A 20,215-nucleotide genomic window follows, 5' to 3' on the forward strand; every position below is an offset into this window, starting at 1 on the left:
CTGCCGTTATAATGAAACATAGATGATAACGCTGAAAATAAAAAGGGTGAACGGGATTGGCGACAAAGCATGAGCAAATTTTATCGTATATTGATTCATTAGATGTCGGTGAGAAGATTTCTGTCCGGCGGATTGCCAAAGAAATGAAAGTGAGTGAAGGTACGGCATACCGAGCCATTAAAGATGCTGAAAATAAAGGATTCGTCAGTACAATTGAACGGGTTGGTACCATTCGAATTGAGCAAAAGAAAAAAGAAAATATTGAAAAATTGACATATGCGGAAGTCGTAAATGTCATTGATGGGCAAGTGCTTGGGGGTCGAGCCGGCTTACATAAAACATTAAACAAATTTGTGATCGGTGCAATGGAGCTAGATGCAATGATGAGATATACGGCTGCTGGCAACCTGCTGATCGTCGGAAACCGGATCAATGCCCACAGGCAAGCTTTAGAGGCAGGGGCAGCTGTGCTTGTCACAGGTGGATTCTCAACAGACGAGCAAATTATTCAATTGGCGGATCAGCTTGAGCTGCCGATCTTATCGACAAGCTATGATACGTTTACAGTAGCTGCTCTCATAAACAGGGCAATTTATGACCAATTAATTAAAAAAGAAATTGTGCTTGTGGAGGATATTTTAACGCCAATTGAACGTACAGTGTATTTATCTCCAGAGGACAAGCTTGAGAAATGGTATGAAAAAAATTATGAAACAGGACACGGCCGCTTCCCAGTAGCAGATGATCAAATGAAGATTCATGGGATTCTTACCTCAAAGGATATTGTAGGTCATGACCGCTCGACACCAATTGAAAAGGTGATGACCAAACAGCCGCTGACGGTGATTGGCAAGACGTCTGTTGCCTCTGCCGCACAAATGATGGTATGGGAAGGCATTGAGGTGCTGCCAGTTGTAGATGACCATGAGAAGTTAATTGGCATGATTAGCCGTCAGGACGTTCTGAAGGCGCTACAAATGATCCAAAAGCAGCCGCAGGTCGGGGAAAAACTGGATGATGTTGTCTCTAGAGGGTTTAAAGAGACAGATACAGAAAAGCCAAAAACAGATGCTGTCTATCAATATGAAGTCACACCGCAAATGACAAACCAGCTAGGAAATATCTCATATGGCGTGTTTACACAAATTTTAATTGAATCAGCCAATCGTTTCTTAAAATCTCATAAAAAAGGAGAACTGATTGTTGAGAGTCTCTCTGTCTATTTTCTAAAGCCGGTTCAAATGGAATCCACCATACAGATTAAACCGAATATTTTAGAGGTAGGACGCAAGTTTGGAAAGCTGGAAGTCGAGGTTTACCACCAAGCAAATATTGTAGGAAAAGCAATGCTGATGGTGCAGTTAATGGAGAGAGGATAAACAAGCAAAGAAGGGCGGAGTGAATTCGCCCTTCCTCTTTTAAGCGTGATCTTTTTCGCCTTCCTTTAAAAAGAGCGGAAGATAATGCTTGTAGGCTTTATATCCAGCCCACGTACTGCCGATACCGACTGCAACAAAAATAAATCCAATGACAAATGCGAGTGACGAGCGATTTAAAAATAATTGATTCACACCGAAGAGCAGGACAAAGCAACCAAGTGCCATACTGGATTTAGCAGACCAGAATTTCTTCTCGACAGGTCTCTTTGTACGGACATTCTTTGCTTTGTAGTATAAATAAAACATGGCAGAACAAATAATAAACACCATCAAAACAAGCATGTGCCAAGCCTCCATTGTAAGTGATTACAACCCTATTTTAAACATAAATAGGCTTGCTTACTAGAATAAATTGTCTATTCCTCACTTTTCCGTCAGGATAGATTATGATTTAATAATAAAAAGAGTATCGCATGAGAAGGAGTTTTTATGAAAAAAGAACTGATTAGAACCATATCATTATATGACACCATCATCATCCATAGACATGTAAGACCAGATCCTGATGCGTATGGATCACAGTGCGGCCTTACGGAAATCTTACGTTGCACCTTTCCAGAAAAAAATATTTATGCGACAGGAATGAAAGAACCCTCCCTTTCATTCTTATATGAACTGGATGTGGTACCGGATGAAGCTTATCAAGGTGCACTTGTGATTGTCTGTGATACGGCAAATGAGGCACGAATTGATGATCAGCGCTATTTGATGGGTGATAAGCTGATAAAAATTGATCATCATCCAAATGAAGACCCCTATGGTGACCTGCTTTGGGTGGATACAGAGGCAAGCTCTGTGAGTGAGATGATTTATGAATTGTATTTAGAGGGGAAAGAAGAAGGATATCAGCTGAACACAAAGGCGGCTGAACTCATTTATGCCGGCATAGTAGGAGACACAGGCCGCTTCCTTTTCCCAAACACAACAAAAAAGACACTCAAATATGCAGGGGAACTCATTGAATATCCGTTTTCAGCATCAGATCTATTCAATCAATTGTATGAAACGGATTTGAATGTCGTGAAATTAAATGGCTTTATTTTTCAACATATATCTTTGTCAGAGAATGGAGTGGCATCCGTTTTTATTAAGCGGGACATTTTGGAATCTTTTCAGACAACGGCTCATCAGGCCTCGCAGCTTGTTGGCACACTTGGAAATATTGCGGGAATTAAGGCTTGGGTCTTTTTTGTGGAAGAAAAGGATCAGATTCGTGTCAGATTTCGCTCAAAAGGTGTCGTCATTAACACGATTGCTAAAAAATATAATGGCGGCGGTCATCCACTAGCAGCCGGTGCGTCCATTTATGACTGGGCAGTGGCAGATGATATTTTGCGTGATTTAGAAGAAGTATGTAAATCATCATCGTGAGAGAGAGGGAAGATTCTATTCCCTCTCTCTTTTTCATGGCAGAGAAAAGGGTTATTTGGATAAAGGGATAAACCAGCAGCCGATGTCAGTTGAATCTTCATAAGCTTGGAGATTTTGATGCTTTAATTCTTTTTTGATTAAATGCGCCATCATGTCTGTCTCAGCATAAGCACACATGCCGTCTTTAATCCGGCTTGCTTTGTCTCGTGCCATTTGACGATAGCTGTAAACCTCCATTGTGCTCACCTCTTTCTATTCAAGATGTCGTTCTTCTTTTAGTTTATAAAAATTGCCGGTGAAAAGCGATTATGGAGTGTAGAAATTCATAAAAATTCCACATCATGATTTATTCAGCAAATGAAATACGTACCTGAAGTGAGAGCTTTGTATAAATCGTCAGCTCTGTTACTTTGGCGCGATATGCTTTTTCCCTTATGATATATTCCTTATGTTCCACAGTTCGTTTTAATAATTCCTTTGTTTTATACACACTTTCAATATCCTTTGTAATCACCTCTGAAATATCCTCTTTTACTTGTTCTTCAAACTTTAAAGTATCTGGCTCTGGAATTTTATATTGTTCACGATTGACTAGATGGACATCCACGCTCTGAATCAGCAGCCGCTGCTTATTGTCTTCGTTTAGTTTATGCAGCTCTTCCCGATAGAGTGTGATTTGTTCTTTGAGGCTGTCCATATGGTGTTGCTGGTTTCTTAGTATGGTCACTTGCTTTTCTTGAAAGGTACCATAGGTAAATAAGAAGATCAGCCAACTGATAATGGCACCGAACATCATTCCAGCAAAAAAACGCTGCCATCCTGGGCGTTTATACAGTTCTGGCACTCTCATGACGATACATGCTCCTGTGTAAGCCAAGTAATAATTAAATAACCTGTTTGAGCACCACCCATGGCTGAGATAATTAATAAAATTTGTTTGAAAATATCACGCGTATTTCCTTCAAAAATACCTCTTTCAAAACTATAGACCGCATCAAATGTCCCGCCAATGGCAGCAACAAGTGCCCAAATTTTTAAGCGGTTGGCAAGACTTGAGATGATTGTCATGGGAGGTTGCCCTGATAAATAAGCACCCACACCGCCTATGATCGCACCGCCTAAAATGACCCCAAGCGCTATAAAGTAACAACTGATAAAATTTGGAATAAAGGCTTCCTTCACATCCATTTTTCCCACCTCACTCTATTCAATATATGGCGTGTGCTGGACAAGTATGAACAGACGGAAAAGAAAGAACATTTGTTTCTCATCGCATCGCGTTTTATAATGAAAGAATGAATTGAGACGAAAGGAGTGGATTAAGCATGTCCTATGTTCATCTTCAGGTCCACAGTGGATACAGTTTGTTAAACAGTGCAGCCAAGATAAAGGATCTTGTGATGAAGGCGAAGGAACTTGGTTACAAGGCTCTCGCTCTTACTGATGACCATGTGATGTATGGAACAGTTGAATTTTATAAGGAATGTAAGAAACATGGCATCAAGCCAGTGATCGGTTTAACAGCTTCTGTCTTCATAGATGAACAAGAGACAGAGGCTTATCCCTTGGTACTACTTGCAAAGACAAATGAAGGCTATCAAAATCTGATAAAAATTAGTAGTGTATTGAAATCGAAATCAAAAGCTGGCCTGAAAGAAAAATGGCTTAAAAGTTATGCTGACGGTCTGATTGCGATCACGCCAGGAGCATCTGGTTATATTGAAACGTTACTGCAAAATGGTCAGTTAGAAGAAGCTCGCCGTGCTGCACGCCATTTAAAGGCTATCTTTGGTGAAGGACATGTTTATTTGTCTGTTCAGGCGTTTCAACAAGACCAAGCGCTTGTTGAGGAGCTTTACGACGTCTCAAAAGCCACTGATATCCCTCTTGTCGCAACTGGAGATGTCCACTACATTAACCCGCAGGATAAAACAGCCTATACATGTTTAAAGGCCATTAAAGCTGGACAGCAGCTTTCAGATATGGAAGAAGATCCAGGGGACAAGCATTTCAGATCAATCGAAGAAATGACGCAGTTGTATGCAGACCATCGTGAACTCCTCACAAGGGCTAGCGAGATTGCCCATAGCTGTGAGGTAGATTTAAACCTCGGTCAGACAAAACTGCCATCTTATCCGACCCCTGATCAATCGACAGCAGACCACTTTTTGAAAAAGGTTTGCTATGAAGGCATGAAACAAAGAAAGATCCATTCAAATGAAAAATATGTCAAAAGACTTGAGTATGAGCTGAGTATCATACAGAGAATGAATTTTAGTGATTATTTCTTAATTGTTTGGGATTTTATGAAGTATGCCCATGATCATGGGATTGTCACAGGTCCAGGACGGGGATCAGCGGCAGGATCTCTTGTTGCGTATGTTCTTTTTATTACAGATGTAGACCCTATCCGTCATGGACTTTTATTTGAGCGGTTTTTAAACCCTGAACGAATTAGCATGCCTGATATTGATATTGATTTTCCAGATACAAGAAGAGATGAAATGATTTCCTATGTAAAAGACAAATATGGAAAAATGCATGTCGCTCAAATTGTCACGTTTGGAACACTTGCTGCAAAGGCGGCCTTAAGGGATGTCGGGCGCGTGATGGGAATTGACACAAAGGCAGCGGATCGACTTGCAAAGCTCATCCCATCAAGACCTGGAATTACTTTAAAAGAAGCGGTAACCACCTCTCCAGAATTAAAAAAACGGCTAGAAGAATCTGAAGAGCTTCGAATGGTATTTCAAACAGCCCTCAAAGTGGAAGGCTTGCCGAGACATACCTCAACACATGCAGCAGGCGTTGTTCTAAGTGAAGAGCCACTGACTCAGATCGTTCCTATTCAAGAAGGTCATGACGGTGTGTATTTGACGCAGTATGCCATGAATTATTTAGAAGATCTCGGACTGTTGAAGATGGATTTTCTAGGCTTGAGAAATTTAACCTTGATTGAATCGATTAAAAACCAGATTGAAAGACAGGAAAACGTTCACATTCATTTTAGTGACATTTCATATCAAGACAAAAAAACGTTTGACCTGTTATCAAGAGGAGATACGACGGGTATCTTCCAGCTTGAATCACAAGGAATGCGTCAAGTGCTAAGAAGGCTGAAACCGTCTAGTCTCGAAGACATTGTTGCGGTGAATGCGCTCTACCGGCCAGGTCCAATGGAGAATATTCCGCTATTTATCGACCGAAAGCATGGCAGAGTCAAGGTGACTTACCCTCATCCAGACTTGTATGACATTTTAAAAGACACGTATGGGGTCATTGTGTACCAAGAACAAATTATGCTGATTGCAGCGAAGATGGCAGGCTTTCAGCTTGGAGAGGCAGATTTGTTAAGACGAGCTGTTTCTAAGAAGGATAAGAAGGTACTTGATGAGGAGCGAAGCCATTTTGTTGAAGGATGCCTAAAAAAGGGGTATTCTGTTAATATTGCAAATGACGTTTACGACTTGATTGTCAAATTTGCAAACTATGGTTTTAATAGAAGCCATGCTGTAGCATATAGCATGATTGGCTTTCAGCTTGCTTATTTAAAAGCACATTATCCGCTGTATTTTATGTGCGGACTTTTGACTAGTGTGATTGGAAATGAAGACAAAATCGCTCAATATTTCTATGAGGCAAAGGAAAAAGGGATCTCTGTGTTGAAGCCTTCTATTAATAAGAGCGAATTTCCATTTACGGTCGAAAAAGGGGAGATTCGCTACAGTTTAAGAGCGATCAAAAATGTCGGTATATCAGCAGTAAAGGATATTTACAGAGCAAGGCAGGAAAAGCCGTTTGAAGATTTATTTGATTTTTGCGCAAGAGTATCATCAAAGAGTGTGAACCGAAAAACGATAGAAGCGCTCATTTTGTCAGGGGCAATGGATGAACTTTATCCAAATCGTGCTTCGTTATTAGCATCTATAGATATCGCGTTAGAACACGTGTCGTTTTTAACGCCTGAGGATCAGCTAGACTTTCTTGGGGATACAACCTTCTCCATTAAGCCAAAATATGCTGAAATAGACGAAATGCCGCTTGTAGACCTCTTGCAATTTGAAAAAGAGGCACTAGGGTTATATTTATCAAATCACCCGGTACAAGCCTATCGAGATCGCTTGAGAAAGAATGGGGCAGTGGAGATTATCAAACTTTCTTCCTATATGAAGCGAAAGGTCTCTTTAGGGGGGCTTTTGACAAAGGTGAAATCAATTCGGACAAAAAACGGACAATCGATGGCATTTGTCACATTTGGGGATGAAACAGGAGAAATGGAAGGCGTTGTCTTTCCAGAGCAATTTAGAAAGCTGTCCCCCTTATTGGAGGAGGGCGCAATGCTTTGTGTTGAAGGCAGAATAGATATGAGAAATGACAGCAGTCAAATCATCGTGCAAGAGGCGGTTCTGCTTGAAGAGATGGGCACAAAAAGAAAAGAGGCCGTCTACATCCGTGTCAAAGAAGAGAACCATTCGCAAGAACTGCTAAAACAAGTGAAGCGAGTGATCTCTCTCCACAGAGGAGAAGCGGATGTTTATTTGTATTATGAAAAACAAAAAAAGACGATAAGACTCCCAGATGCTTACAAAGTCCATGCAGATCATGCTGTGATCTTCCAGCTAAAAGAGTTGCTCGGTGAACAAAACGTTGTCATGAAATGATGACAAATCGTCTGAATGTGTTTTACAAATTCACCTATTGTGTTATCATTTTAAAGATTCTGTGTATTGAAAACTGCCAGTGCCAGTATGTGCCTATCAACTTAGCAATTCAATTCATCATTTTCCACTTGAAGGAGTGTTCATCAGATGTCATTAAGAGAAGAAGCATTACATATGCACAAAGAGAATCAAGGCAAACTCGAAACAAAATCAAAAGTACAAGTGAAAAATGCGAAAGACTTGAGCTTGGCTTACTCACCTGGTGTTGCAGAACCATGTAAAGATATTTATGACGACACAAGCAAAGTGTATGATTATACAATGAAAGGCAATATGGTTGCTGTTGTAACAGACGGAAGTGCCGTTTTAGGACTAGGTAATATCGGTGCAGAAGCTTCTCTTCCAGTGATGGAAGGAAAAGCCGTTCTGTTCAAAAGCTTTGCGGGCGTAGATGCATTCCCAATTGCCCTTGCGACAAACGATGTTGACAAAATTGTTGAAACAGTGAAGCTGCTTGAGCCGACTTTTGGTGGTGTCAACCTTGAAGATATTGCAGCACCTAATTGTTTTATCATTGAAGAGCGTCTGAAAAAAGAGACAAACATCCCAGTTTTCCATGATGATCAGCACGGAACAGCGATTGTTACAGTAGCGGGACTTGTCAATGCCCTCAAACTTTCTGGAAAGTCTATGTCTTCTATCAAAGTCGTAGCAAACGGTGCTGGTGCTGCAGGTATTGCAATTATTAAACTGCTTTATCATTTCGGTGTACGTGACATCATCATGTGTGATACAAAAGGCGCGATTTATGAAGGACGTCCTAATGGCATGAACGCAGTGAAAAACGAAGTAGCAAAATTCACGAACCAAGACCGTAAAGAAGGCGCATTAGAAGAAGTCATTGAAGGTGCGGATGTGTTCATTGGTGTTTCAGTAGCAGGTGCTTTAACAAAAGAAATGGTTGGAAAAATGGCAAAAGATCCTGTGATCTTTGCGATGGCTAACCCGAACCCAGAGATCATGCCGGAAGATGCTCATGCGGCAGGTGCAAGTGTTGTAGGAACTGGCCGTTCTGACTTCCCGAACCAAGTGAATAATGTATTGGCTTTCCCTGGTATTTTCCGCGGAGCGCTTGATGTACGTGCGACACATATTAACGAAGAAATGAAAATCGCAGCAGTTGAAGCCATTGCTTCCCTTGTTTCAGATGAAGAATTAACAGCAGAATATGTCATCCCTGCACCGTTTGATGCGCGAGTAGCCCCTGCAGTAGCAAAAGCAGTGGCAAAAGCAGCAATGGAGACGGGTGTTGCAAGAATGAAAGTTGACCCAGAAGCCGTTGCAGAAAAAACAAGAAGATTAACAATCATTGGCGAGTAACCAACTGGAAAAGTGTGCACGTTTTTTCTGAAATTGGAGGAAAGATGTGTACACCTTTCTTTCTTAAATGAATTTTTTTCATCCTGAATAAGATTTTTTTGTAGACGTTCAAAATTCAAATATATCAACTGTTCAGCGCCCCAATTACACACTCATTTCTCGTCAATTCCCCACTGAAAAAATGGAATGAAGGATGACAGCGTTTGACAAAAAAAGTACAATAGTTTCGGTACAGTCATGACATGTCCTATAATAGTGGATGTGCGTGTAAAGAAAAAACCCTTCAAAAAGGGAGGTAGTCATTTGTCAATCAAGAATATTTTTAGTAAAAAGAAAAAATATGCATCTGTACCCTCTGAACAGGCAAGTCAAGATGTGCCTGAAGGCATCATGACCAAATGTCCGCAATGTAAAAAAATAATGCTTACCAAAGAATTAGATAAAAACTTACGAGTTTGCATGAATTGCGGCAGACATTTGCAAATGAATGCAAAACAGCGAATTGAAAGCCTTATAGATGAAGGTACATTTGAAGAGTTTAACGGGCATCTGATTTCAGAAAACCCGCTTGGTTTCCCAGGCTATGAAGAAAAGCTTGAGAAAGACAGAGAAAAAACATCTTTGAATGAAGCCATTGTCACAGGTAAAGGTGAAATCGAAGGGCAAAGTGCTGTGATCGCTGTAATGGATGCCTCATTCCGTATGGGTAGCATGGGTTCAGTTGTAGGTGAAAAAATTACTCTGGCGATTGAGAAAGCAAAAGCGGACAAGGTGCCATTTATTATCTTTACTGCATCTGGCGGAGCAAGAATGCAAGAAGGTATTCTTAGTCTAATGCAGATGGCCAAAACAAGTTCTGCATTGAAAATGTTCAGTGAGGACCAAGGGCTGATTATCTCTGTGATGACCAATCCAACAACTGGCGGTGTATCAGCAAGTTTTGCGTCTCTCGGTGATTACAACTTTGCAGAGCCTGGTGCATTAATTGGTTTTGCGGGTCGCAGGATTATCGAACAAACCATTCGTGAAGAACTGCCAGAGGACTTTCAAACGGCTGAATTTTTATTAAAACATGGTCAATTAGATGCCGTCATTCACCGTGCTGATATGAAAGAATCACTAGGGCGAATCTTAAAATTACACAGCACAGGAGGTGAGCGAGAGTGGCTGGAGAATTAGAATTTGAAAAACCTGTGATTGAACTTCGCGCAAAAATTGATGAATTGAAAAAGTTCACACAAAACTCAGAGATGGATTTAAGTACGGAAATTGAACGTCTTGAAGCACGTCTCAGTAAGCTTGAAACAGACATTTATACAAATTTAAAGCCGTGGGATAGAGTGCAAATTGCACGTCACACGATGCGTCCAACAACTCTCGATTACATTCAAGAGCTGTTTGACAACTTTTTTGAATGTCATGGTGACCGTTATTATGGAGATGATGAAGCCATCGTTGGAGGAATTGCCACGTTTAAAGGGCTTCCGGTAACTGTCATTGGTCATCAGCGCGGAAAAGATACAAAAGAAAACTTGCGTCGTAATTTCGGTATGCCTCATCCAGAGGGCTACCGTAAAGCACTTCGTTTGATGAAACAAGCAGATAAATTTAATCGTCCAATCATTTGCTTTATTGATACAAAAGGGGCTTATCCTGGTAAAGCAGCTGAAGAACGTGGACAAAGTGAAGCAATTGCTAAAAACTTATTCGAAATGGCTGGACTTCGCGTACCGGTTATCTGTATTGTCATTGGAGAAGGCGGAAGTGGTGGTGCACTTGGCTTAGGCGTAGGAAACCATCTATTTATGCTAGAGAACTCAACGTATTCTGTGATTTCTCCTGAAGGTGCCGCTGCACTGCTCTGGAAGGATTCATCACTTGCCAAAAAAGCTGCTGAAACAATGAAAATCACAGCTCCAGACCTGAAAGAATTAGATATTATAGATGATGTTATTAAAGAAGTGAAAGGTGGAGCACATCGAGACGTGAAACAGCAAGCAGCCTACATGGAAGAAACATTAAAACAGTCACTTACATCTTTGCTCAAGCTAACTCCAGAAGAATTAGTGGACCAAAGATATCAAAAATACAAAGCAATCGGTAAAGTGTCGATTAAAAATCAATATATTGGGGCAAATTAAATAAACGTACAGCCTTTTTGGCTGGCGTTTATTTTTTTCTCATTTTTTGAAAGCGCTATTTGAAAATAATTTTCTTTTGTTTTCATAAAATTTGAGACGTCTAAAACCCTTGATATAAAAGACTTGAGAGTGTTTTAACCGATATGATTTCCTCAGGATTGTTTTCATGATTTTCTTAACTTTTGTTTAAAAACAGTTTATTTAATTGTATAATAGGTACGGTTTTAGAAATTCGTATTGAAAACAGCCGGTTTTGCACATGATTGTTTTCAAGCAGTGGAAATGGTATGTTTAATTCATATATGGTCTCTGAGGTGAAAAAGATGAAGCGTATAGGAGTTTTAACGAGCGGTGGGGATTCCCCAGGAATGAATGCAGCTGTGCGCGCAGTTGTGAGAAAAGCAATTTACCATAATGTTGAAGTTTACGGTATTTATAATGGATATTCAGGTCTAATTAACGGTAAAATTGAGAAACTCGAAATTGGTTCAGTCGGCGATATTATTCATCGTGGAGGAACTAAACTTTACACGGCAAGATGTCCTGAATTCAAGACAGTTGAGGGTCGTAAAAAAGGGATTGAAAACTTAAAAAAATTCGGGATTGAAGGTCTTGTTGTCATTGGGGGAGACGGCTCTTTCATGGGAGCTAAGAAATTAACTGAACTTGGTTTTCCGTGTGTAGGTGTGCCGGGTACCATTGATAACGATATTCCAGGTACTGATTTCACAATTGGCTTTGATACAGCACTGAATACAGTGATTGATGCCATTGATAAAATTCGAGATACAGCTACATCTCATGAACGTACATACGTAGTGGAAGTAATGGGAAGACATGCTGGTGATATTGCTCTTTGGTCAGGTCTTGCAGGTGGAGCCGAATCTATATTAATTCCCGAAGCAGATTATGACATGGACGAGATTATTGCCAGATTGAGAAGAGGACATGAGCGTGGTAAGAAGCATAGTATCATCATCGTTGCAGAAGGTGTGGGCAGCGGAGTTGAGTTTGGTAAACGAATTGAAGAGGAGACAAGCCTTGAAACACGTGTGTCTGTCTTAGGGCATATTCAGCGCGGGGGATCTCCAAGTGCGTTTGACCGAGTGCTTGCAAGCCGTTTAGGAGCTTATGCGGTGGAACTTCTCCTTGAAGGAAAAGGCGGACGCTGTGTTGGTATTCAAAGCAACGAACTCGTTCACCACGATATTTTAGAAATCTTAGATAAAAAACATACAGTCGATCAAAATATGTACCGACTTTCACAAGAGCTCTCGATTTAAAACGAGAAGACCTTAGGAGGAACAGTGATGAGAAAGACAAAAATCGTTTGTACAATCGGTCCAGCAAGTGAAAGCATTGAAAAGCTGACTGAATTGATTGAAGCAGGAATGAATGTAGCCAGACTAAACTTCTCTCATGGAGATTTTAAAGAGCATGGTGCACGTATCGAAAACATTCGTAAAGCTGGCAGAGCATTAGGCAAGGACATTGCAATTCTTCTTGATACAAAAGGTCCGGAAATCCGCACACGTACAGTTGAAAACGGCTCAATTGAGCTAGTAGCTGGTGCTGATCTTGTTGTGACTATGGAAGACATTGTCGGGAATACCGACAAAATTAGTGTTACATACGAAGATTTAATTCATGATGTACAAGTGGGATCAACGATTTTATTAGACGATGGTTTGATTGGTTTAGAAGTTAAAGAACTCGACTTTGACCGTAAAGAAATTTTAACCAAAGTCATGAACACAGGTACATTGAAAAATAAAAAAGGTGTAAACGTACCAGGTGTTAGGGTGAACCTCCCAGGTATTACAGAAAAGGATGCAAACGATATTCTTTTCGGTATTGAACAAGGCGTTGATTTCATCGCAGCTTCTTTTGTGAGACGAGCTTCTGATGTTCTTGAGATTCGTGAGCTTCTTGAAAAGAACAATGCAGCAGATATTCAAATCATTCCTAAGATTGAAAACCAAGAGGGTGTCGATAACATTGATGAGATCCTTGAGGTATCTGATGGTCTTATGGTCGCACGTGGAGATCTTGGTGTAGAGATTCCTGCAGAAGAAGTACCGCTTGTTCAAAAAAAATTAATCAAAAAATGCAATAAATTAGGCAAGCCTGTCATCACAGCAACACAAATGCTTGACAGTATGCAGCGTAACCCGCGTCCAACTCGTGCGGAGGCTAGTGATGTTGCCAATGCTATCTTTGACGGCACAGATGCCATCATGCTTTCTGGAGAAACGGCAGCGGGAATTTACCCTGTTGAAGCTGTTCAAACAATGCATAACATTGCTTCACGTTCAGAGGAAGCATTGAATTATAAAGCCATTCTTACTCGCAGAAGCGAAGAAGTAGATGTCAGCATTACAGATGCCATTGGTCAATCCGTTGCACATACTGCAATGAAGCTGGACGTAGCAGCCATTGTCACACCGACGGAAAGTGGTCATACGGCTAGAATGATTTCAAAATATAGACCAAAAGCACCAATCGTTGCAGTGACAGCAAATGAGTCTGTTGCAAGAAAGCTATCTCTTGTATTCGGTGTATTTGCAAAGAGCGGTTCAAATACGAACTCTACAGATGAAATGCTTGAGAATGCAGTAGAAAAATCAATCGAAACAGGCTATGTGAGGCATGGCGACTTGATTGTCATTACGGCGGGTGTTCCAGTTGGTGAAGCGGGTACAACAAACTTAATGAAAGTTTATGTTGTAGGTGACATCATTGCTAAGGGTCAAGGCATTGGCCGTAAATCTGCATATGGACCGGTTGTGATTGCACAAAGTGGAAAAGAAGCAGAAGAAAAAATGCAAGAAGGCGCTATTCTAGTGGCGAACTGCACAGATCGTGATATGATGAGTGCACTTGAGAAGGCATCTGCTCTTATCACTGAGGAAGGCGGTTTAACAAGCCATGCAGCAGTTGTTGGACTCAGCCTTGGTATTCCAGTGATCGTAGGTCTAGAGAATGCCACAACACTTCTAAAAGAAGGAGAAGAGATTACAGTAGATCCAGCACGCGGAGCGATTTATAAAGGCCGTGCAAGCGTTCTTTAAACCATACACGAGGGGAGTTTTCTGACTCCTCTCTTTTTTTATGTTACACTGAAAAAGAAAACAGCTTTCTATGAAAGAGACCCATGAGGTGATACGGTTGAAAAATTTTCTACTATTACTGATTCTGTTTCCTGCATTGGAAATTGGTTTATTTTTAATATCAAGTCAATTAATCGGAATCCTGCCAACGATGTTTTTTATTATACTCACTAGCGCACTAGGTGCTTATTTAGCGAGAAAACAAGGGATTGCAGCCTTTCAAAAGCTGCAAAGAGATTTACAATATGGCAAAATGCCAGGTGCGACCATTGTAGATGGTTTTTGCATTCTAGCCGGCGGTTTACTTCTCTTGATTCCTGGGTTTTTATCCGATGTTATCGGTGCGCTGCTTTTGATACCTATGACGAGAAAACGATTCAAGCCATTACTTGAGCGCTGGTTAAGAAACATGTCCAACCGCAGACGCTTTACAATTATTCGATAAAGAGACCCTCGTATGAGGAGCTCTTTACTTTTGTATGCCGTGCATAATGAAGTGATGAATATCCCGAAAAACGCCTGCGTGATGAAAAGCCTGCCACACGACAAGAGAAGCAGGACCAAGGACAAGCCCGAGAAAACCAAACAATTTTAACCCAACAAATAGTGAGACAAGTGTAGCAAGAGGATTGAGCCCGATGGAATTACTTAAGACTTTCGGTTCTGATATTTGTCTTTGAATTAAAACAACAATATACAAAATACCTAGCCCGATGGCGAGAGAGAGATTCCCTGTTATGACTGAATAAATGATCCATGGCAAAAAGACAGTGCCACTTCCGATATAAGGAAGTAAGTCGACGAGACCTATGCATAGTGCGATGATGAGGGCATGCTTTACCTTTAAGATGAAAAGTCCAATTAAAACGATGCCAATGGTCATCGCAACGAGCAAGAGCTGTGCTTTCAAAAATCCAGTGATTGCTTTTTTTAATTCAGATAGAATGGCACGTGTATGTAACATCCACCGTGCGGGGAACATACGTGTACCATACTTTTTTAATGTAAACCAATCTTTTGTGATAAAAAAAGTCGCAAGTGCAGAGAATAAAAGAGTCGCTGCCGCATTAGGCAAAAGGCCTAAAAAAGCCGGAATCAGTTCGAGCGTTTTTGAAAGAAAAGACCCGATTTTTGCTGCTGCCTCATCGCCAAGCGCTTGGATTTGTCCTAAAATAGATTCCTTTTGTCCTGCATGAAGTGTGTTAAATTGTGCGGTCAGATCATGATATAAAGGCAGAATCTTATCTGTAAAAAATCGTTCCACAACATTGATCATCTGATCAAGGTGAGAAGGCAGGACTTTTGCTAAATAAGCACTCCCAGAAATGATTTCGACCACGAAAAGGGTCATCATGCCTGCCGCTGCGACTAAAAACAACAGCAGCACTATGATGACAACAAAGCCTCTTGGCATACCAGTCACTTCTTCTATTTTGCAAACGGCCGGATGAATCAAACAAGAAACAACAAAAGCAATCCAAAATGGATATAAAAACGGAAATGACTGATATAAAAAGACAACCGCAAACACGGCAATGCTGATGATCATCAAGCTTCGCAGAAAAATAGCAATGTAGGTGTGATTCACGCAATCCCCTCCAAAAAACGAGCATGTCCGATACTTCATTTTATTCAAAAAGATTAGTAATATGAAAAAGTCGCAATAAAAAGAAAGGAGGGCGAGCGGCATCATGTTTACTCAAGCAAACTTATTTTTACTTCTCTTACTCGTTATTGCACTTATTGCGAAGAATCACTCGTTAATTTTAGCTGTTTCTGTGTTAATCGTGATTAAGATCATTGGATTGGATCAAAAAATTTTTCCGGTTCTACAATCAAAAGGCATCAATTGGGGTGTGACGGTAATTACGATCGCTGTGCTAGTTCCAATTGCAACAGGTGACATAGGGTTTAAACAGCTTGGAGAGGCCATGAAATCTTCCTATGCATGGATTGCTCTTGGAGCTGGTATATTAGTAGCACTTATTGCAAAGAACGGCATTGTTTTACTCGAGAATGATCCGCACATAACCGCAGCACTTGTGTTTGGCACCATTTTGGCTGTTAGTTTATTTAAAGGGGTCGCTGTTGGCCCACTGATCGGTGCAGGAATTGCTTACTTGGCGATGCAGGCTGTGAAATTTTTTAGCGGATGAAAAGAGAGTGGCAAGTGCCGCTTTCTTTTTTATTTTTTCTTTCTTGAGTTTTTGCAAAAAAACATAATTAAATATATTAAAAGAAGCAAAATCCCTTTATTCCATGCCCTGCACGAAAGGCTGGAAAAAAAATAATCAAAAAAAATTATAGTTAAACATTTAACAAATGTCTGATTATTGTTTATAATGGGAATAGGCTTAATTTTAAACTCATTGATCACACAAGAGAAATGAGGCTAAAAGTGCTATAACCGTATAGGTAAATGTAAGCATTTTCTTTTTGAATCTGCCACCGTATTCGGATTGGATAGCGCTTTCACAAGGCAAGAATTCTGCAACGAAGGGGAATTTTTAAAAAAGGGGAGATTGAACATGACAGCAACAAGAGGTCTTGAAGGTATTGTGGCAACAACTTCATCTGTAAGCTCAATTATTGATGATACTCTTACTTATGTAGGGTACAATATCGATGATTTAACTGAAAAAGCTTCATTCGAAGAGATTGTCTACCTGTTATGGCACCTGAAGCTGCCTAATGAGCAGGAGCTGAGCGAATTAAAGCAGCAGCTCGCAGAAAACGCTCAAGTTCCACAGGAGATCATTGAGCACTTTAAATCATATTCGCTGGATGGGGTTCATCCAATGTCAGCGATTCGTACAGCGGTATCCCTATTAGGTTTACTTGATAACGAATCGGAAATTATGGACAAAGAAGCGAATTACAGAAAAGCCATTCGATTGCAGGCGAAAATTTCTGGACTTGTCGCTGCATTTTCACGTGTTCGAAAGGGGCTTGAGCCTGTACAGCCAAAAGAAGAATACAGCTATGCTGCTAACTTCTTGTATATGTTAAAAGGCGAGGAGCCGTCACCTGTAGAAATTGAAGCGATTGATAAGGCACTCATTCTACACGCAGACCATGAATTAAATGCGTCGACATTTACAGCAAGAGTATGTGTTGCCACCCTATCTGATATCTACTCAGGTGTGACAGCTGCAATCGGCGCACTGAAGGGGCCACTGCATGGCGGTGCAAATGAAGGCGTAATGAGAATGCTTTCAGAGATAGGTGAAGTCGAAAACGTAGATTCCTATATTCATGGTAAGCTAGAGAAGAAAGAAAAAATTATGGGCTTTGGACATCGTGTATACCGTCAAGGTGACCCGCGTGCAAAGCATCTAAAACAAATGAGTCAGCGTTTAACCAACCTTACAGGCGAGCCGAAATGGTATGAAATGTCTGTCCGTATAGAGGAAATCGTGACATCAGAGAAAAATCTGCCACCGAATGTTGATTTTTATTCTGCATCTGTATATCACAGTCTTGGTATTGATCATGACTTGTTTACACCGATTTTTGTAATTAGTCGATTCTCTGGATGGATTGCTCACATTTTAGAGCAATATGACAACAACCGTCTCATCCGTCCAAGAGCTGAATACATTGGACCTGATCTTCAAACATTTATTCCGATCAGTGAAAGAGACTAATGTTTATAGAATAAGTGGAGGCTGATTCAAACAAACCAATCAGTCTCCATACCGGCAAAAAAACGAAACATGTGAAAAACTTCTTCGCTTTTAGACAAACAAGCCAAGAAGTTTCAAATATTCACTACATAACCTGGGAGGTAATATCATTGTCACAAGGTGAAAAAATTACAGTTACTGGCGGCGTATTGAATGTACCAAATAATCCAATCATCCCGTTTATTGAAGGGGACGGAATTGGTCCTGACATTTGGAAAGCAGCATCAAGAGTTCTTGAAGCGGCTGTAAAAAAAGCATATAAAGGTGAAAAGCAAATCACTTGGAAAGAAGTATATGCAGGTGAGAAAGCTTACAATAAAACTGGAGAATGGCTTCCTAAGCAAACACTAGAAGACATTCGCGAATACTTAATTGCTATTAAAGGACCACTGACAACACCAATTGGCGGGGGAATCCGTTCATTGAACGTAGCACTAAGACAAGAGCTGGATTTATTCACATGCTTACGTCCAGTTCGCTGGTTCCGAGGTGTACCTTCTCCTGTTAAACGTCCGCAAGATACAGACATGGTCATCTTCCGTGAGAATACTGAGGATATCTATGCAGGAATTGAGTATGCAAAAGGTTCAGATGAAGTGAAAAAATTAATCAACTTCTTAAAAAACGAATTAGGTGTGAACAAAATCCGTTTCCCAGAAACATCAGGTATCGGCATCAAGCCTATTTCTGAAGAAGGCACTCACCGTCTTGTGAGAGCTGCCATCCAATATGCGATTGACCAAGGCCGTAAATCAGTGACACTTGTTCACAAAGGAAACATCATGAAGTTTACAGAAGGTGCTTTCAAAAACTGGGGCTATGAAGTTGCTGAAAAAGAGTTTGGCGACAAAGTTTTCACATGGGCTCAATATGATCGTATTGTAGAAAAAGATGGGAAAGATGCGGCGAACAAAGCGCAAAGTGAAGCAGAAGCTGCTGGTAAAATCATTGTCAAAGACAGCATTGCGGATATTTTCCTTCAACAAATTTTAACGCGTCCAAGTGAGTTCGATGTTGTGGCAACAATGAACTTAAACGGAGACTACATTTCTGATGCCCTTGCAGCACAAGTTGGAGGAATTGGTATCGCACCAGGTGCGAACATCAATTACGAAACTGGACATGCTATTTTTGAAGCGACTCATGGAACAGCGCCGAAATATGCTGGTCTTGATAAAGTCAACCCATCTTCTGTGCTTCTATCAGGTGTGCTATTACTAGAACACCTTGGCTGGCAGGAAGCGGCTGATCTAGTGATTCAATCTGTTGAAAAAACCATTGCATCAAAAGTCGTCACTTACGATTTTGCTAGATTAATGGATGGCGCTAAAGAAGTGAAGTGTTCTGAGTTTGCTGACGAGCTCATCAAAAACTTGTCTTGATTCTTAAACTTTAAAGTTAAAGGGGAAAAAGGAAATGGCAAACAAGCGTAAAAAAGTATCTGTCATCGGAGCAGGTTTTACTGGAGCAACAACAGCATTTCTAACAGCTCAAAAAGAATTAGCGGATGTGGTTTTAGTGGACATCCCGCAACTTGAGAACCCAACAAAAGGGAAAGCACTTGACATGCTTGAAGCAAGCCCTGTTCAAGGATTCGATGCGAACATTACAGGAACTTCTAACTATGAAGATACAGCCGGTTCTGATGTAGTAGTGATTACGGCAGGAATTGCTAGAAAGCCGGGCATGAGCCGTGACGACCTCGTGTCAACAAATGAAAAAATCATGCGAAGTGTGACACGCGAAATCGTTAAATATTCTCCAGAAGCGATCATCGTTGTATTAACAAACCCTGTTGATGCAATGACATATGCCGTTTATAAAGAATCAGGATTACCAAAAGAAAGAGTCATCGGGCAATCTGGTATTCTCGATACAGCGCGTTTCCGAACGTTCGTTGCACAAGAATTAAATTTATCTGTCAAAGACGTGACTGGATTTGTTCTCGGTGGACATGGCGACGACATGGTTCCGCTTGTTCGTTACTCTTATGCAGGCGGTATCCCAATTGAAACATTGATTCCAAAAGATAGAATCGATGCAATTGTTGAAAGAACAAGAAAAGGCGGCGGCGAGATTGTGAACCTATTAGGTAATGGTAGTGCCTATTATGCACCTGCTGCTTCACTTGTTGAAATGGTTGAGGCGATTTTGAAAGATCAGCGTCGCGTCATTCCAACGATTGCTTACCTAGAAGGTGAATACGGTTATGAAGGTATTTACCTTGGTGTGCCAACAATCGTAGGTGGTAACGGTCTTGAGCAAATCATTGAGCTTGAGTTAACAGAAGAAGAGAAAAGTCAGCTTGACCGCTCTGTTGAATCTGTTAAGAACGTGATGAAAGTATTATCTTAATATGAACAAAAAAGAAGGCTTCTCTAAGAGAGGCTTTCTTTTTGTGTTCAAAACGAATCTTGTTGAAATTTT

18 protein-coding genes are annotated in these 20,215 nt (G+C 40.7%); 13 read left to right on the plus strand and 5 right to left on the minus strand.

Features of this window, described 5'->3' with window-relative positions:
- Window positions 1-56: 56 nt before the first annotated feature.
- Window positions 57-1,379 (plus strand): CBS domain-containing protein, encoded by a 1,323-nt coding sequence (locus ABVJ71_RS16375; protein ID WP_353854957.1) that lies wholly within the window; start codon window positions 57-59, stop codon window positions 1,377-1,379.
- Between the two features lie 39 nt (window positions 1,380-1,418).
- Here ABVJ71_RS16375 and ABVJ71_RS16380 read toward each other — a convergent pair whose 3' ends face one another.
- Window positions 1,419-1,721, minus strand: a complete 303-nt coding sequence (locus ABVJ71_RS16380) for a YtpI family protein (protein ID WP_353854958.1) — start codon at window positions 1,719-1,721, stop codon at window positions 1,419-1,421.
- 147 nt (window positions 1,722-1,868) lie between these two features.
- Between ABVJ71_RS16380 and ABVJ71_RS16385 the strand changes: the two genes are divergently transcribed.
- Window positions 1,869-2,810 carry a bifunctional oligoribonuclease/PAP phosphatase NrnA gene (locus tag ABVJ71_RS16385; protein ID WP_353854959.1) on the plus strand — a complete coding sequence of 314 codons (942 nt, stop codon included), beginning with the start codon at window positions 1,869-1,871 and terminating at the stop codon, window positions 2,808-2,810.
- A gap of 51 nt (window positions 2,811-2,861) precedes the next feature.
- Here ABVJ71_RS16385 and ABVJ71_RS16390 read toward each other — a convergent pair whose 3' ends face one another.
- From ABVJ71_RS16390 to ABVJ71_RS16400, 3 genes are all read right to left on the minus strand, one after another.
- Window positions 2,862-3,047 (minus strand): hypothetical protein, encoded by a 186-nt coding sequence (locus tag ABVJ71_RS16390; protein ID WP_353854960.1) that lies wholly within the window; start codon window positions 3,045-3,047, stop codon window positions 2,862-2,864.
- 109 nt (window positions 3,048-3,156) lie between these two features.
- Window positions 3,157-3,660: a sporulation membrane protein YtrI gene (ytrI, locus tag ABVJ71_RS16395; RefSeq protein WP_353854961.1), complete on the minus strand. Its 504-nt coding sequence runs from the start codon at window positions 3,658-3,660 to the stop codon at window positions 3,157-3,159.
- Window positions 3,657-3,998, minus strand: a complete 342-nt coding sequence (locus tag ABVJ71_RS16400; protein WP_353854962.1) for a YtrH family sporulation protein — start codon at window positions 3,996-3,998, stop codon at window positions 3,657-3,659. Before ABVJ71_RS16400 ends, ytrI begins: the two co-directional genes overlap by 4 nt.
- Window positions 3,999-4,135: 137 nt before the next feature.
- Between ABVJ71_RS16400 and dnaE the strand changes: the two genes are divergently transcribed.
- From dnaE to ABVJ71_RS16435, 7 genes are all read left to right on the plus strand, one after another.
- Window positions 4,136-7,471 carry a DNA polymerase III subunit alpha gene (gene dnaE / locus ABVJ71_RS16405; protein WP_353854963.1) on the plus strand — a complete coding sequence of 1,112 codons (3,336 nt, stop codon included), beginning with the start codon at window positions 4,136-4,138 and terminating at the stop codon, window positions 7,469-7,471.
- A gap of 147 nt (window positions 7,472-7,618) precedes the next feature.
- The gene (locus ABVJ71_RS16410; RefSeq protein WP_353854964.1) at window positions 7,619-8,851 is read left to right on the plus strand and encodes a malic enzyme-like NAD(P)-binding protein; all 1,233 of its coding nucleotides are present in this window, start codon (window positions 7,619-7,621) and stop codon (window positions 8,849-8,851) included.
- A gap of 303 nt (window positions 8,852-9,154) precedes the next feature.
- Window positions 9,155-10,030 (plus strand): acetyl-CoA carboxylase, carboxyltransferase subunit beta, encoded by an 876-nt coding sequence (accD, locus tag ABVJ71_RS16415; protein ID WP_353854965.1) that lies wholly within the window; start codon window positions 9,155-9,157, stop codon window positions 10,028-10,030.
- On the plus strand, window positions 10,015-10,992 hold the full coding sequence (gene accA / locus ABVJ71_RS16420; RefSeq protein WP_353854966.1) for an acetyl-CoA carboxylase carboxyl transferase subunit alpha: 978 nt from the start codon (window positions 10,015-10,017) through the stop codon (window positions 10,990-10,992). The genes accD and accA overlap by 16 nt, the downstream gene beginning before the upstream one ends.
- A 323-nt stretch (window positions 10,993-11,315) precedes the next feature.
- Entirely contained in the window at window positions 11,316-12,275 is a 960-nt protein-coding gene (pfkA, locus tag ABVJ71_RS16425) for a 6-phosphofructokinase (RefSeq protein ID WP_353854967.1), read from the plus strand.
- 27 nt (window positions 12,276-12,302) lie between these two features.
- Window positions 12,303-14,063, plus strand: coding sequence for a pyruvate kinase (pyk, locus tag ABVJ71_RS16430; RefSeq protein WP_353854968.1), 1,761 nt, complete (start codon window positions 12,303-12,305; stop codon window positions 14,061-14,063).
- A 70-nt stretch (window positions 14,064-14,133) separates the two neighbouring features.
- Window positions 14,134-14,547, plus strand: coding sequence for an FxsA family protein (locus ABVJ71_RS16435; protein WP_353854969.1), 414 nt, complete (start codon window positions 14,134-14,136; stop codon window positions 14,545-14,547).
- A 24-nt stretch (window positions 14,548-14,571) separates the two neighbouring features.
- On the opposite strand, the gene ytvI is transcribed toward ABVJ71_RS16435, so the two are convergent.
- Window positions 14,572-15,690 (minus strand): sporulation integral membrane protein YtvI, encoded by a 1,119-nt coding sequence (gene ytvI / locus ABVJ71_RS16440; protein WP_353854970.1) that lies wholly within the window; start codon window positions 15,688-15,690, stop codon window positions 14,572-14,574.
- Between the two features lie 103 nt (window positions 15,691-15,793).
- Between ytvI and ABVJ71_RS16445 the strand changes: the two genes are divergently transcribed.
- From ABVJ71_RS16445 to mdh, 4 genes are all read left to right on the plus strand, one after another.
- Window positions 15,794-16,258 (plus strand): DUF441 domain-containing protein, encoded by a 465-nt coding sequence (locus ABVJ71_RS16445; RefSeq protein ID WP_353854971.1) that lies wholly within the window; start codon window positions 15,794-15,796, stop codon window positions 16,256-16,258.
- Between the two features lie 372 nt (window positions 16,259-16,630).
- A complete protein-coding gene (gene citZ, locus ABVJ71_RS16450) occupies window positions 16,631-17,749 on the plus strand; it encodes a citrate synthase (protein ID WP_353854972.1) in 1,119 nt (372 codons plus the stop codon).
- Window positions 17,750-17,898: 149 nt separating this feature from the next.
- Window positions 17,899-19,170, plus strand: a complete 1,272-nt coding sequence (icd, locus tag ABVJ71_RS16455; RefSeq protein WP_353854973.1) for an NADP-dependent isocitrate dehydrogenase — start codon at window positions 17,899-17,901, stop codon at window positions 19,168-19,170.
- 34 nt (window positions 19,171-19,204) lie between these two features.
- Window positions 19,205-20,143, plus strand: coding sequence for a malate dehydrogenase (mdh, locus tag ABVJ71_RS16460; RefSeq protein WP_353854974.1), 939 nt, complete (start codon window positions 19,205-19,207; stop codon window positions 20,141-20,143).
- Window positions 20,144-20,215: the final 72 nt, after the last annotated feature.

Origin of the sequence: Bacillus sp. Bos-x628 (genome assembly GCF_040500475.1) — a bacterium.
Classification (GTDB): domain Bacteria; phylum Bacillota; class Bacilli; order Bacillales; family Bacillaceae; genus Bacillus; species Bacillus maqinnsis.

Bases quoted from the DNA above. Each gene is read 5' to 3' on its own strand.
- ABVJ71_RS16380 (WP_353854958.1), bottom strand. From the start codon at position 1,721: ATGCTTGTTTTGATGGTGTTTATTATTTGTTCTGCCATGTTTTATTTA.
- ABVJ71_RS16385 (WP_353854959.1), top strand. From the start codon at position 1,869: ATGAAAAAAGAACTGATTAGAACCATATCATTATATGACACCATCATC.
- ABVJ71_RS16390 (WP_353854960.1), bottom strand. From the start codon at position 3,047: ATGGAGGTTTACAGCTATCGTCAAATGGCACGAGACAAAGCAAGCCGG.
- ytrI (WP_353854961.1), bottom strand. From the start codon at position 3,660: ATGAGAGTGCCAGAACTGTATAAACGCCCAGGATGGCAGCGTTTTTTT.
- ABVJ71_RS16400 (WP_353854962.1), bottom strand. From the start codon at position 3,998: ATGGATGTGAAGGAAGCCTTTATTCCAAATTTTATCAGTTGTTACTTT.
- dnaE (WP_353854963.1), top strand. From the start codon at position 4,136: ATGTCCTATGTTCATCTTCAGGTCCACAGTGGATACAGTTTGTTAAAC.
- ABVJ71_RS16410 (WP_353854964.1), top strand. From the start codon at position 7,619: ATGTCATTAAGAGAAGAAGCATTACATATGCACAAAGAGAATCAAGGC.
- pfkA (WP_353854967.1), top strand. From the start codon at position 11,316: ATGAAGCGTATAGGAGTTTTAACGAGCGGTGGGGATTCCCCAGGAATG.
- pyk (WP_353854968.1), top strand. From the start codon at position 12,303: ATGAGAAAGACAAAAATCGTTTGTACAATCGGTCCAGCAAGTGAAAGC.
- ABVJ71_RS16435 (WP_353854969.1), top strand. From the start codon at position 14,134: ATGAAAGAGACCCATGAGGTGATACGGTTGAAAAATTTTCTACTATTA.
- ABVJ71_RS16445 (WP_353854971.1), top strand. From the start codon at position 15,794: ATGTTTACTCAAGCAAACTTATTTTTACTTCTCTTACTCGTTATTGCA.
- citZ (WP_353854972.1), top strand. From the start codon at position 16,631: ATGACAGCAACAAGAGGTCTTGAAGGTATTGTGGCAACAACTTCATCT.
- mdh (WP_353854974.1), top strand. From the start codon at position 19,205: ATGGCAAACAAGCGTAAAAAAGTATCTGTCATCGGAGCAGGTTTTACT.